Below are 13,835 nucleotides of genomic sequence, written 5' to 3'. Positions count from 1 at the left end.
AGCGTATGACATCCTTCGGGCTGTTATGCGCTCTTTTGATTAAAGCTTGATGAAAGCGTAGAACATTGGCGATCTTTTCGCTATAATGAAACCTGAGAAACCGTTTACCGAAAGACCTATATATAGAGGAGGAGGAGACATATGAGCATTTACATCAATCAGGAGAAACTTCAATTTCATTTACAGACCCGTGAGGCCAGTTACGTATTTCAGGTACTGCCTTCAGGATATTTGGTGCATTTGTATTATGGCAAAAAATTACGCGACACCGATCTGAGCTGGTTGCATGTACGGACAGAACGAGCATCTTTCAGCCCGAACCCGGTACCAGAGGACCGTACAATTTCATTTGATACATTGGCAGTGGAACTACCCGTGTATGGCACGAGTGATTTCCGTAATCCGGCTATCCAACTGGAACTTGAGAATGGTTCGACGGTTTCGGAGTTTACGTATACAGGCCATCGATTGGTCAAAGGAAAGACAGCGCTTACTGGTTTGCCAGCAACGTATGTTGAATCCCATGAAGAAGCAGAGACGCTGGTTATTGAGTTGGAAGACCGCGTTGCAGGCATCAAAATCGAGCTTTCTTATACAGCCTTTACGGCATTTAATGCAATTACACGCTCGATGCGTATCGTTAATGAGAGCGCTACCTCAGTGAATGTGGTGCGTGCGCTCAGTTCATCTGTTGATTTTCCGCATGCAGATTATGAAATGTTGCAGTTGTCAGGTGCATGGACACGGGAACGTGATATCGTTCGCAGACCGCTTGCGTCAGGCCTGCAAGGGATTGAGAGCCGTCGCGGTTCAAGCAGTCACCAGCAGAATCCTTTTATTGCGCTGATGACACCAGGCACGGATGAAGACCATGGTGAAGTTTACGGATTCAGTCTCGTCTATAGTGGCAGCTTCACTGCGCAGGCTGAAGTGGATCAGTTCCACACCACCCGTGTGTCACTCGGAATCAATCCGTTTGAGTTCAGCTGGAAGCTGGAGCCGCAAGAAACGTTCCAGACACCTGAGACGGTTATGGTGTACTCGGCTGCAGGTTTGGACGGCATGTCACAGTCCTACCACGAATTGTATCGGGAGCGTCTTGCGCGTGGTAAGTTCCGCAATGCGGAACGTCCGGTTCTGGTCAATAACTGGGAAGCAACCTACTTTGGATTCAATGCAGACAAGATTGAACAGATCGCTCGTGCTGGACAGAAGCTGGGTATTGAGCTGTTTGTCTTGGATGATGGCTGGTTTGGACATCGGGACAGTGACAACTCCTCGCTGGGCGACTGGATTGTAGATAAGAACAAATTGCCACAGGGACTGGATGATCTGGCTAACCGCGTAACAGGTCTGGACATGCAGTTCGGATTATGGTTTGAGCCTGAGATGATCTCACCAGACAGTGAGCTGTACCGAGCGCACCCGGACTGGTGTCTGCATGTGCCAGATCGTCGCCGGACAGAAGGACGTCAACAACTGGTACTCGACTTCTCTCGTCAGGATGTACGTGATGAGATTGTGCGGATGTTAACAGACGTACTTGGTTCTGCACCAATCACTTATGTGAAATGGGACATGAACCGCAATATGACGGAAGTGGGTTCTGCGTTGCTTCCGGCAGATAGACAGCGTGAGACCGCACATCGTTACATGCTCGGACTGTATGACGTTATGGAACGAATCACTTCGGCGTTCCCGAACATTCTCTTCGAAAGCTGTTCAGGTGGTGGTGGCCGCTTCGATCCAGGTATGCTGTATTACATGCCACAGACGTGGACAAGTGATAACACGGATGCTATATCCCGCCTGCGGATTCAATACGGTACGAGTCTTGTATACCCGGTAAGTTCGATGGGATCGCATATCTCAGCGGTACCGAATCATCAGGTCAACCGGATCACTTCGCTTGAGATTCGGGGACATGTTGCGATGTCGGGCAACTTTGGGTACGAGCTGGACCTGACAAAATTCACGGAGGAAGAGAACGACATCGTGAAAGCCCAGGTTGAGCTGTACAAGGAGATTCGTGGAACGGTTCAATATGGAACATTCCGCCGTTTGCTCAGTCCGTTTGAAGGCAATGAGACGGCGTGGATGTTTATTGCACCGGACGGAAGCGAAGCTGTTGTATTCTACTTCCGTGTGCTCTCTGAGCCCAATGCGCCACTTCAGCGCCTGAAGCTGAAAGGATTGGACCCTAATGCGGATTACCGTCTGAAAGGCGGCTCGGAGACCTTTACCGGCGATGCCCTCATGTATGGCGGTATTTCGGTAGGCAGCACATCAGGAGACTATCTGAGCGAAATGTTCCGGTTCGAGCGCGTCTAGATTGCTATTTTATTTAAAGTTTTTAAAAAAAAGGAAGGATCGGGGAGCGTCGTGATGACGTTTTTCGGTCTTTTTTTGATGTAATGGGGAAGGCTGGAGGATGACATCATTCTGTCAGAACTTGTATGCTTGCGGATTGATGGAAATCTGGACGTGATTCTGTGATAATATAGGGTAGAGTGGAAGAAACAAATGGTTCAACTATACTGTAATTACAGCAGCAAAGCTGCCCTGAAATGATTGTAACGAACGATTCAGGAAGGAAAGAGGGATTTATTTTGTCTGAACAGGAAACGGTTCTGGAACCCAATGAAGAAACAATAAAGGCAGAACGCCATGAACGAATCATCAAACAGGTAGCCAAGGAACTGTCACTGTCCTTGAAGCAGGTCCGCACAACGTCGGAGCTTCTGGACGAAGGCAATACGATTCCATTTATCGCCCGCTACCGTAAAGAAATGACTGGAGAGCTGGATGAGAACCAGCTGCGATCGATTGAAGAACGCATTGTTTATCTGCGCAATCTTGAGGATCGCAAATTGGAAGTCATCCGTATTATAGAGGAACAGGGCAAACTGACCGGAGAACTGAAGCAATCCATTACGCAAGCTGTGAAGCTGCAGGAAGTGGAAGACTTGTATCGACCTTACCGTCAGAAGCGGAAAACGCGTGCCAGTGTGGCAAAAGAAAAAGGTCTTGAGCCCCTTGCTGTATGGATCTGGGGTCAACCGAAACAAGGAGATGTACTTCAGGAAGCTGCGAAATATATCAATGCTGAATTGGGTGTAGAAGATGCGGAGTCGGCGCTTCAGGGAGCCAAAGACATTCTCGCGGAGAATATCGCAGACGATGCTGCCATTCGTGCCTGGATTCGTCGGTACACCTTGGATCACGGGATGCTGACTTCAGAAGCGAAGGATGCTCAAGAAGAGTCCGTATACGAGAATTATTATGATTACCGCGAATTAGCCAAAAAGATGCCTCCACACCGTATTCTCGCGATTAATCGCGGTGAACGTGAGAGTATTCTGAAAGTCGGCCTGGACGTACAGGCAGAACCGGCCCATCGCCATATGGAAGGACAGATCATTCGTGGTGCTTCTGCCGTGCAGGATATCCTGCGTGATGTGATTGAAGATGCATACAAGCGGCTGATTGCGCCTTCCATCGAGCGTGAAGTTCGTGGAGAACTTACGGAAAAAGGTGAAAATCAGGCCATATCGGTATTCTCGGCCAATCTGCGTAACCTGTTGCTTCAACCGCCGATTCACGGCAAACGTGTGCTTGGTGTCGATCCTGCCTATCGTACCGGTTGTAAACTGGCTGTAGTAGATGATACGGGCAAACTGCTGGAAGTGGCTGTGACCTACCCAACGCCACCACACAACAAGAAACGTGAAGCTGCGGAAGTATTCCATCGGATGATCAAGCAATATGATATCGGACTGATCGTCATTGGTAATGGTACCGGATCACGTGAGACGGAGCAATTTGTTGCCGAGATCATTCAGGAGAACGGTGATGAAAGTCTTGTGTATCTGATTGTTAACGAAGCAGGCGCGAGTGTATATTCTGCATCCAAGCTGGCCCAGGAAGAATTCCCTGATCTGGATGTTGCGGAGCGCAGTGCAGCTTCCATTGCTCGCCGGGTACAAGACCCGCTGGCGGAGTTGGTTAAGATTGATCCAAAAGCCATTGGCGTGGGTCAATATCAGCATGACGTATCCCAGAAGATTCTCGAAGAAAGCCTGAAGGCTGTCGTGGAATCCGCAGTTAACCATGTGGGTGTGGATGTGAATACAGCATCACCTTCGTTGCTGTCATATGTTGCCGGAGTTAACGCTACGATTGCCAAAAACATTGTGAAGTACCGTGAAGAAAATGGCCGGTTTACGAACCGCCGTCAGCTTCAGAAGGTGCCACGTCTGGGTGCCAAAACCTATGAGCAGTGCGTAGGATTTATGCGTATTGGTGAGGGAGAGAACCCGCTGGACCGTACACCTATTCACCCTGAGTCTTACAAGGTAGTGGATCAGCTGTTCAAGGAGCTTCAGGTTGCACTGGACAAGCTGGGCAGCAAGGAACTGTCGGTATTACTGTCAGAGCAACAGCCAGAACAATTGGCTGTGAAACTGGACGTAGGTGTGCCTACATTGCGTGACATTCTGGACAGCTTGCAGCGTCCGGGGCGTGACCCGCGTGAAGAAATGCCGTTGCCAATCTTCCGTACAGATGTATTGAAAATTGAGGATCTGGTGGAAGGCATGGAGCTGCAAGGTACGGTTCGGAACGTTATTGATTTTGGTGCCTTTGTTGATATTGGGATCAAGAGTGATGGGCTTGTCCATATTTCACAGCTCAGCAATGGGTATGTTAAACATCCGATGGACGTTGTGTCTGTCGGGGATAATGTAACGGTCTGGGTTATGAGTGTGGATACCAAAAAAGGCCGTGTCGGCCTGACGATGAAGAAGCCTGCTTCTGCGCAACAGTCTTCTTAAATAGTAGGATTGGAGAACAGCCTTCCCTAACCAGGAAGGCTGTTTGTTGTCGACAGTAATAGTCCCGTTATCCGTTCTAATTCCTCTAGTAAGTACGGTGGGCAATATGTGCATTTTCTTAAAGTGCGTGTTCAAAAGGCCATCCTTCGTAATCCGATGCAGACTTTTATGAACTACCTCTTAAAGTTCGTTCTCCGCGCTGCGTGGTGTGCCATTTGCTGGTTTGTTACGATAAAAGAACCAGCATTCGTTCAGCAACTTGATTTGCCGGCTGTCCTTTTTGTGAAATGCACGCATCAGTTGATTGCAAAGCCATTGAGGCAAGGGTATCTCCTCCTCTTGCATAATTCATCTGTACGTTAGCATATGTGGCAATAGCCTGGACTGTGCGGGATAAGTGGAGGCCTCCGGCAAATCAATCTTGTTCACTCAAAAAAAAGCACAAATCCCAATTCAGGGAGATGTGCTTTTTGTTCTCATCATTATAAAATGATAACTGTGGTGAATTAGAGAGCTTCCATCTCTTCTTCATACCATTGTTCCAATTGGGCCTGAAGAGCTCGGATTTCGGTAAGCAGAGAAATCAAGGGATAATGGCTTTCACGTAATACTGCAAAAGATTCTTCAAGCGCATTGATATAATCAAGGCCACCGATGATAGTAAGATTTTCGTTTAGGAGATCGAGGCTGTCACATTCGGCGATCGCCCAAGGCAGGACAGGGACATCTGCTGCAGTGAGTTTATCAATTTCCTTGTGCAGGCGCAGGTTGAGCGCACTGAGTTGATAGGCGTAATCTGCGGGCATTTCCACGAACTGCAAGTGTTGTTCCTGCTGCAGGATGACATAGCGCATTGTAGGCATAACGAGTAATAATCTCCCCTCATACATTCTACTTGACAGTGTAGCCTACGAAACGGTTAAAATTCAAGTATTATACCGGAAAAACAAATGCTCCGAGGGGGTGCAAGGAGAGGATATCGATGGAAAATGAGGAATTGCAACAATGGATTGAACAGGTATCACTGGATCATTTCGGAGTGCCGTTCACCCATGAAGCGTTGTTTAACAGTCGCCTGACCACGACGGGTGGGCGTTATATGCTTAAAAGTCACCGGATTGAGATCAATCCGCATCAACTCGAAGCCTATGGGCGAGATGAGGTTGAGAAAATCATCAAGCATGAGCTGTGTCACTATCATCTGCATATTCGTGGGCGCGGCTATCAGCATCGTGACCCGGAATTCAAGGCTTTATTGCAGAAGGTAGGCGGTTCGCGTTACTGCCAATCACTTCCTGACGGCAAAGGCAGAAAGCCGCTGCCATATCGTTATAAGCTGGTGTGCAAGAGCTGTGGTACGGAATATTTGCGCAAGCGGAAAATAGATCCTAAGCGTTATCGTTGTGGTCGTTGCGCGGGAAAACTGGGGCTTCACGACATATAGTAATTTTGTTTTGGAGTATAGAGCGGATGGATCTTAAGAAATTTGTAAATCTTTTGTTGGATTTCCTGTCATTTATCTGATGTAAACTGTTCATCAGTCCACATAATTCAGTTTAAATGAAAAGGAGGAGTGACCCTTTGAAGGCCCACAGTGTATTGGTTGTTGATGATGATCCCGATATCAGCAATGCGATCGAAATTTTTTTGCGTAGTGAAGGAATCGGGGTCTACAAGGCGTCGAATGGGGAAGAGGCATTGCAAAAGCTCCAGGCTCATTCTGTTCAGCTCATTATTATGGATATTATGATGCCTGGATTGGATGGACTGCAGACGACACTGGAAATTCGTGAAACCTCTAATGTGCCAATTATAATGTTGTCTGCCAGAACAGAGGATTATGATAAAATCGTAGGTTTGAACATCGGTGCGGATGATTACATAGCCAAGCCATTTAATCCATTGGAACTTATGGCAAGGGTAAAGTCCCAGTTACGACGCTTCACCGGCCTGGGTGCGCAAATACATCAAAGTTCCGAAGATGCAGAACAGGAGATTCAGGTTCGTGGCCTGGTATATAACAAACAGAAGAAAACAATGACCTTGGAAGGAGAAGATGTTAGGCTGACGCCAACCGAATTTCACATACTTAGGCTTTTTATGGAGAATAAGGGCCGGATCTTTGCTATTGATGAAATCTATGAACGTGTATGGAAAGAGCCTGCCTTTCAACCGGAAAATACAGTCGCTGTTCACATCCGCAGAATCCGTGAGAAGATTGAATTTAATCCCAGAGAGCCCAAATATATAAAGGTGGTGTGGGGTATTGGTTACAAACTGGAAGAATAATATGCTGGCTTACGGAGTTCGGATAGCAGCGATGATTTGTTTTACACTGGTGTTTATGAAGCTTGCTTCATTGAGGTATGAGATTCGATTCATTTATAAAGATTGGAATGTATCTGGTGTTATACCTTTGATCCTGCTCTTAGTCATTGGTACGGCGTTACTTGTGACTGCAAATCGTATACCTTTGCCTGAGAATAGCAAATATCGGAAGATGACAATCTGGTGGAGTGAAAAACTTTCCTTGGATGCACATTTTATTACCTTATGTATAGGGTCCTTTCTACTGTTAAAAGTACTAAACGGGGTGACTTCAGATTATGGGATAACTCCTTACTTTTTCACTCGTCGATGGATAAATGATATTTTTGTTTATTTTATAGGCATGTTCATCGCTGGTCTCGGAGTGTGGTTTGTTGGTGTGCATGTAAGGGGGGCTGTCCGGTATATCGGGAATATGTCCAGCCATAGGCCAATACGAAACGAGATATGGGTATGGAAATGGTACAGTTTGGTGAAAAAGATTTTGGAGCAAGGCGAGCCGACTGACAAAAAAAGAATTCAGCGTTTAATCTTATTATGTATGGTGCAATGTCTTATGCAATTAGCGGTTATTTCTCTCGCGTCCATTAAGTCTTCAATGGTCATTCCATTTGTGTTTTTGACAGTTCTGATTAGTGTTTTCTTGGTATATAGTATGTTTCAACTGATTCATGTGGCGCAGCAACTTACGCAAGCGGCTAAGGAAATGGGAGAAGGCCGGTTCAATGTGCAGTTCCCAGAGCATGTAACAGGCATAATGCAACCATTGGTGACACAGATGAGCGGAATGAGACAAGGGCTCCAGAATGCAATGAAAGAACAGGTTACGAGCCAGCGTATGAAATCCGAGTTGATCGCTAACGTTTCTCATGATCTGAAAACACCTGTAACCTCTTTGGTTAGTTATATCGATCTGCTTAAGCGCGATGAGGGCACAGAGGAGGAGAAGGCTGGATACATTCAAGTTCTGGAGCGGAAAACGCAGCGTCTGTGTTTGTTGGTGGAGGACTTATTTGAAGCAGCGGAAATGGCGAGCGGAGATGTGGAACTTCATTTAAAACAGATAGACATGGGGGAGTTAATTCGACAGGCTGTAGCAGAATATAGTGATTCGTTCGAGCAGGCAGAGTTACAGATAAGGATTCGAGAGGAGACTGAGCCTGTATACGCAATGGTGGACGGCAGCCGGATGTGGCGTGTTATGGAGAATATGTTGGGAAACGTTTTGAAATATGGTCTGCCCCAATCCAGAGTCTATATTGAACTGATCGAACAAGGAAATCAATTGGAGTTTACGATCAAAAATGTATCCGCATACGAGATGGAATTCTCATCGGATGAGATTTTTGAACGTTTTAAGCGTGGGGACCGTTCCCGTTCAACGGAGGGTTCAGGTCTAGGCTTGTCCATCGCTAGAAGCATTGTTGAATTGCATGAAGGTTCTATGGGAATACAAGTGGACGGAGACGTATTCAAAGTAAGTGTTTGCCTTCCACGAGCAGACAGGGACATGATCCAAAATACTACCCAACTAGCGATGACCTCTTCCTTCTGAGAGGAAGAAAGCAATACAATTAGGAAATCTTGACAGGTCTGTTGACTTGGATTATTAATCATGATAGATTAATCTTATTCAAGTTAATTTTCCCTGATAGCTCAGTTGGTAGAGCACTCGACTGTTAATCGAGTTGTCACAGGTTCGAGCCCTGTTCGGGGAGCCATTTCTTGGAGAGATACCCAAGTGGCTATAAGGGGACCCTCTGCTAAGGGGTTAGACTGCGTAAGCGGTGCGAGGGTTCGAATCCCTCTCTCTCCGTTCTGAATTAAACTTCTCTGCAAAGGGATGAGAACCCTAAAGGTTCGTCGGAGCATAAGCTTCGTTAGCAATACTTCGCAGTCTCGAACGAAGTGAGAGTACTCCTCTTTCTCCGTTCTGATTGCACAAAAAATCCTCTTCACATTAGACCGGTTAACGGTCAGTGTGAAGGGGATTTTTTGCGTTTACTGATCTTTGGTTATCCCTTGTATATGCTTCTGCTTAAAGTGTGATGCTCAACACCTCGTATAAACCTTTCTTGCCTGCTTCCGTTACTTCGACAGAGCGACTTCCTGTTTTTTGACGAATCCAGTCCAGTTCCGCTAACCGATGTCTGAGTTGTTCCCCAAGCATACCTGAGAGATGATGACGGCGTTCGCTCCAATCCAGACATTTGCGAGCGATGGCACGGCGTGATCCCGGCTTCATCTGAAGTTCAATTCCAAACGTAGTGAACCACTGTATTCCTTTCTCTGTAACTTGATAATCCTTGCTGTGTGCCTCTTCGGGGTCTGAAAGATACCCCTTTTGTACTAAGGCTTCACAGAGCGAGATTCCCAATTTCCCAGCCAGATGACCATAACAGGTCCGTGCATGACTCAGTTGTTGAAGCTGATCGGATTGTTTGAGAGAGCGGATCTGTACAGGCGGAGCAATACTGGCCATGCTTTCAATCAGATTAGCAATTTCTTTGTTTGCAAGACGGTAGTATCGGTGGCGTCCTTGTTGTTCAACTTCGAGTAATCCTCCCTCTACGAGTTTAGCTAGATGGCTGCTTGCCGTCTGGGGAGTGACACTTGCCATATGAGCAAGCTCTCCTGCAGGCAACGCACGGCCATCAAGTAAGGATGACAGAAAAATAGCGCGGCTTGGATCAGCGATTAACGACGCAATAACAGTAATATTCGGATATACATTCATACTTCGATCATACCTGAACTATTACTGTATTACAATCGAGTTGTATCGTCCCATATGGGTCAGATTGAGCTTATAAAGCATTGGAATGGGAACAGGAGAGGTACAGGATGAAAAAGATAACGAAACAGGACTTCGCTACAGAGCAGTTGTCCGCGAGTCCAGAAGTGATTCAACATGAGACGATTAATCCCAGTATTTTATATTATGGTACGCCTGTAGTGCTGCTAAGCACATTAAATGAGGATGGATCAACCAACCTGTCACCATTATCCTCGTCTTGGGCACTGGGGGATTGTCTGGTTCTCGGTCTAGGGACACACGGCAAATCCTATGAAAATCTGAGTCGACACCCGGAGTGTGTAATTAATCTGCCGGATGCGACCATGTGGAAACAGGTTGAGGCATTGGGTCGTTATACGGGAGTCACCCCGGTTCCTGAGGAGAAAAGGAAGATGGGCTATGAATATTGTCATGATAAATTCACTGTAGCTGGACTGACATCTGAATGCTCGGTTCAGGTGGCTCCAGATAAAATAGTTGAATGTCCGCTCCAGATTGAAGCGGCTGTACAACACATACGTATTCCCGAACATACACCGTTCATGGCGATTGTTGAAGTGAAAGCGTTGAAGGTGCACGCACACACCAGACTAATATCTGGACCGAACAAGATTAATCCGGAGGAATGGCATCCGCTGATATATAATTTCAGACATTATTTCGGATTGGGCAAGAGACAAGGGGAAAATTTCCGGGCAGAGAATTGACCTGAGTGGAGGCTTTTTATTATATAAGATGAATTAATCATTTACACGATAACGGAGAGGACAGAAAAAACCTGAAAAAGCGAAGCGTTCGCCTAAAAGCTTTCTGCAAGAAAGCTACATCGGAAGCATACGCTATCACCGGATTTTCCCTTGAGAAAAGGGAATCGAAAAAATCTGGGGATAACAGCGATTGGAAGGTTGTTCTGTCATCGTAGTGCCAGTGTAAATAATCTTTAGTTCAACTTATATAGTCATGTAAAGATTGGGTAATAGTAAAGATAGACTCATGTAAGCATATACATAATGAAAGAGGTGATGTGCATGGAAGTGGAATATTTGATGCGTGTACTCATAGCTGGAATATGTGGTGTGCTAATCGGATATGAGCGCAAGAATCGAATGAAAGAAGCGGGAATCCGTACTCATTTTGTGGTCGCCGTTGGTGCTGCCCTGATGATGATTGTATCGAAATACGGATTCCAGGATCAGGCTGGCTGGGACAATCTGTCCCTTGACCCTTCAAGGATCGCTGCACAAGTTGTTAGTGGTGTAGGGTTCATTGGAGCAGGGATGATCTTCACACAGCGTCACACGGTCAGGGGATTGACCACAGCGGCTGGCATATGGGCTACGGCAGGCATGGGACTTGCTGTGGGTTCAGGTCTGTATTGGACGGGGGCGGGCGTGACACTGCTTATTGTCGTGGCACAGATGTTACTGCATAGACCTACACGCTGGCTGGTATCCGCTCGAACAGAGACGTTAACCATCCATCTGCAAAATGAGGGAGAGGCCCTGAAGACTGTTTTGGCACTGCTGGGACAGGAGAAGATCTCGGTCATCGGATTTAAGACTGAACAGCAAACAAGCACAGACTCCGTGGAAGAGACTGTGCTTGAGTTCACGTTGCAACTACCGGGTTCATACCGGGGCGAGCAACTGATTATTTTGTTACAGGACGTGCCTCACGTTCGATCTGCGGAGTTAAAATGAAGAGAACCTGCATGGATCAACAGGTGATCATGCAGGTTCAGTACTTAATTCAGTATGGGTCCAATTACTGACCTTCTCCGACAATCGTTTCTGGGCGGGATACCGGTTTACCCTCGAGCAGGCATTCGATGGCATGGGCAACACCGTGTTCCACATTGGTCAGCGTTATGGCTTTGGCTAATGCCTGGATTTCGGGTTCGCCATTACCCATGGCGATGCCGAGTCCAGCCATTTTTAACATGGAGACATCGTTGAAGTTATCGCCAATAGCTACTGTATCCTCCATGGATATGTTCAAGTGAGCCGCCAGTTTGGTGAGGGCATTACCTTTGGATACGTCCGGGTGCTGCATTTCGAAGTTATGCTCAAAGGATACAACCATTGCGACATCGGATCGGGAAGCGAAGTATTCTCGTCCTGTCTTTACTTTGTCCGGATTCATGGAGAAGGCCATAATATTATAGATGTAGGCTTCTGCCGGAATTTCGAGATGGCTGTTTACGCGGTGGTAGTCTTTTTTGTCATAGTGTTTCTTGATGGAGCGAATCATGCGTGCAATGTCCTCACCAGGGTTCGAACCAAGAACACGTTCCATCTCGGCGAGCAAGGTCTCATGACTGCTTCGCGGGGCATAGATGCCTTGTTGCGTTGAAGCCTCATAATAGACATCATGATCTTCCAGCCACTGCATGACGGAAGCTGCTGTGTCACGCTCGAGCGGAAGATGGAATAAACGTTCACCGTCAGCATCATGAATTGTCGCTCCGTTGGAGCCGATAATCGGGGTTTTGATTCCACCTTCGCGGCTGATGGTCACAACATCGGAATAGACACGTCCTGTTGCGATGGTAACTTTCATACCGGATTGCTGGGCCTTTTGGATGGCTGCGGCATTCTCCGGGCTAATCTGGCTATCTATGTTCAACAAAGTTCCATCTAAATCTGTGGCAAATAATTTCATATATTTACAACTCCTTATCATCTGTTGGTTCAGGAATGAGAATCTCAACCTGTTGTTCGGCTAGAAAAACAAGCCATTCTTTGGTTGGCCATTGATCCGTAATCAATACATCCACCAACGACCAGTCGGCAAAACGATAACCATAACGTCTATCAAACTTGGATTGATCTGCAAGAACAACAACTTTCTTGGCAGCTTTCATCATTTGGTGTTTAATTTTCCCTTCCTCTTCGGAAGCACTGAAGCCATCCATGGTGATACCGCCAATTCCGATAAAGGCTTTATCTACATAATAGTGGGAGAGGGTCTCGATAACAGAGGTACCGTAGACATAACGTTGTTCCTTATCTACTTTGCCTCCGAGCAAACGAATCTGGACAGCAGTGTGATTGGAGAGAAGATCAGCGGAATGAATCGAATTGGTAATGACGGTACAGGATTTGCCGTTTAAGTTCTCGGCACAGGCCTGCACAGTCGTGGAAGAGTCCAGAATAATGATCTCGCCTTGCCTTACAATGGCCGCAGCGAGTTTGCCGATGGCCCTCTTTTCCTCAGATACATCGAGTAAACGGTCTTTGTAGGATCTGAATTCTTGCGGAGGAGGGGGGAGAATCGCGCCGCCACGTGTTCGGATAATGGCATCCTGTTCCTCAAGCTTAATCAGATCCCTGCGTGCAGTATCCCGTGATACATCAAACAAGGCGACAATATCATCGGCTGAGATGCGATTGTGTTTGCGTAGATGTTCAACAATGAGCTGCATTCGTTCTTCTTGAAACAAACATGTCACCTCCGAGTATATGGATGACCGTACTTATACTGATACTTTAATTATAAGTATTCTTAATGTGATTTGCAATATTATAAGTGAACGTAAGTTTTTATAAGTGTTTTGATAGATGGTTTACATTGTTCCTGCACGGGGATGACATTGGCATGAACGGGAGGTGGCTAATAACGGGGCTCTGAAGAAGAGTATGCAATGGGCAAAAAGGCTTGAAAAATAAATTTTAAAAAAAGTATTGCAAGTTCAAATTGTCCTGTGGTATACTCATTCTTGTCGCCAAGAAAGACAACTTGTTATTAAGGCCCGTTGGTCAAGGGGTTAAGACACCTCCCTTTCACGGAGGTAACAGGGGTTCGAATCCCCTACGGGTCATATCTTCACCACCTCATGAGATCTACATTTTCGATGAGTAATCCTCAAAGTCATTGCT

12 protein-coding genes and 3 tRNA genes are annotated in these 13,835 nt (G+C 46.5%); 10 read left to right on the top strand and 5 right to left on the bottom strand.

What is annotated here, in order from left to right; genetic code table 11:
* Positions 1 to 141 precede the first annotated feature (141 nt).
* Positions 142 to 2,331, top strand: coding sequence for an alpha-galactosidase (locus MHI01_RS11695; RefSeq protein ID WP_282319067.1), 2,190 nt, complete (start codon positions 142 to 144; stop codon positions 2,329 to 2,331).
* Between the two features lie 278 nt (positions 2,332 to 2,609).
* On the top strand, positions 2,610 to 4,832 hold the full coding sequence (locus tag MHI01_RS11690; RefSeq protein ID WP_036611182.1) for a Tex family protein: 2,223 nt from the start codon (positions 2,610 to 2,612) through the stop codon (positions 4,830 to 4,832).
* 180 nt (positions 4,833 to 5,012) lie between these two features.
* Here the strand turns inward: MHI01_RS11690 and cmpA are convergent, their stop codons facing one another.
* Positions 5,013 to 5,156: a cortex morphogenetic protein CmpA gene (cmpA, locus tag MHI01_RS11685; protein WP_017690033.1), complete on the bottom strand. Its 144-nt coding sequence runs from the start codon at positions 5,154 to 5,156 to the stop codon at positions 5,013 to 5,015.
* A 182-nt stretch (positions 5,157 to 5,338) separates the two neighbouring features.
* On the bottom strand, positions 5,339 to 5,695 hold the full coding sequence (locus tag MHI01_RS11680) for a hypothetical protein (protein WP_047842018.1): 357 nt from the start codon (positions 5,693 to 5,695) through the stop codon (positions 5,339 to 5,341).
* 119 nt (positions 5,696 to 5,814) lie between these two features.
* On the opposite strand from MHI01_RS11680, the gene MHI01_RS11675 reads away from it, so the two are divergent.
* The 5 genes from MHI01_RS11675 (at position 5,815) to MHI01_RS11655 (ending at position 8,976) form a co-directional block, all read left to right on the top strand.
* The gene (locus MHI01_RS11675) at positions 5,815 to 6,276 is read left to right on the top strand and encodes a SprT family protein (protein ID WP_017690031.1); all 462 of its coding nucleotides are present in this window, start codon (positions 5,815 to 5,817) and stop codon (positions 6,274 to 6,276) included.
* A gap of 137 nt (positions 6,277 to 6,413) precedes the next feature.
* On the top strand, positions 6,414 to 7,121 hold the full coding sequence (locus MHI01_RS11670) for a response regulator transcription factor (protein ID WP_127551303.1): 708 nt from the start codon (positions 6,414 to 6,416) through the stop codon (positions 7,119 to 7,121).
* Positions 7,099 to 8,715: a sensor histidine kinase gene (locus MHI01_RS11665; RefSeq protein ID WP_340983176.1), complete on the top strand. Its 1,617-nt coding sequence runs from the start codon at positions 7,099 to 7,101 to the stop codon at positions 8,713 to 8,715. Before MHI01_RS11670 ends, MHI01_RS11665 begins: the two co-directional genes overlap by 23 nt.
* Positions 8,716 to 8,805: 90 nt before the next feature.
* Positions 8,806 to 8,881 (top strand) — tRNA-Asn (locus MHI01_RS11660).
* A 6-nt stretch (positions 8,882 to 8,887) separates the two neighbouring features.
* Positions 8,888 to 8,976: transfer RNA gene (locus MHI01_RS11655), tRNA-Ser, on the top strand.
* A 222-nt stretch (positions 8,977 to 9,198) separates the two neighbouring features.
* On the opposite strand, the gene MHI01_RS11650 is transcribed toward MHI01_RS11655, so the two are convergent.
* The gene (locus MHI01_RS11650) at positions 9,199 to 9,897 is read right to left on the bottom strand and encodes an ArsR/SmtB family transcription factor (protein WP_282319061.1); all 699 of its coding nucleotides are present in this window, start codon (positions 9,895 to 9,897) and stop codon (positions 9,199 to 9,201) included.
* 107 nt (positions 9,898 to 10,004) lie between these two features.
* On the opposite strand from MHI01_RS11650, the gene MHI01_RS11645 reads away from it, so the two are divergent.
* Positions 10,005 to 10,664: a flavin reductase family protein gene (locus MHI01_RS11645; protein WP_282319060.1), complete on the top strand. Its 660-nt coding sequence runs from the start codon at positions 10,005 to 10,007 to the stop codon at positions 10,662 to 10,664.
* Positions 10,665 to 10,985: 321 nt separating this feature from the next.
* A complete protein-coding gene (locus MHI01_RS11640) occupies positions 10,986 to 11,657 on the top strand; it encodes an MgtC/SapB family protein (protein WP_017690026.1) in 672 nt (223 codons plus the stop codon).
* Positions 11,658 to 11,721: 64 nt separating this feature from the next.
* Here MHI01_RS11640 and MHI01_RS11635 read toward each other — a convergent pair whose 3' ends face one another.
* Positions 11,722 to 12,618 carry a Cof-type HAD-IIB family hydrolase gene (locus tag MHI01_RS11635; RefSeq protein ID WP_036610865.1) on the bottom strand — a complete coding sequence of 299 codons (897 nt, stop codon included), beginning with the start codon at positions 12,616 to 12,618 and terminating at the stop codon, positions 11,722 to 11,724.
* A 4-nt stretch (positions 12,619 to 12,622) separates the two neighbouring features.
* Positions 12,623 to 13,399 carry a DeoR/GlpR family DNA-binding transcription regulator gene (locus MHI01_RS11630; RefSeq protein ID WP_017690024.1) on the bottom strand — a complete coding sequence of 259 codons (777 nt, stop codon included), beginning with the start codon at positions 13,397 to 13,399 and terminating at the stop codon, positions 12,623 to 12,625.
* Between the two features lie 306 nt (positions 13,400 to 13,705).
* Here MHI01_RS11630 and MHI01_RS11625 point away from each other — a divergent pair.
* Positions 13,706 to 13,777: transfer RNA gene (locus MHI01_RS11625), tRNA-Glu, on the top strand.
* The last annotated feature ends 58 nt before the right edge of the window (positions 13,778 to 13,835 follow it).

It is taken from the genome of Paenibacillus sp. FSL M7-0656 (assembly GCF_038003225.1).
Classification (GTDB): Bacteria; Bacillota; Bacilli; order Paenibacillales; family Paenibacillaceae; genus Paenibacillus; species Paenibacillus amylolyticus.
This window is presented reverse-complemented; position numbering and strand designations above follow the sequence as displayed.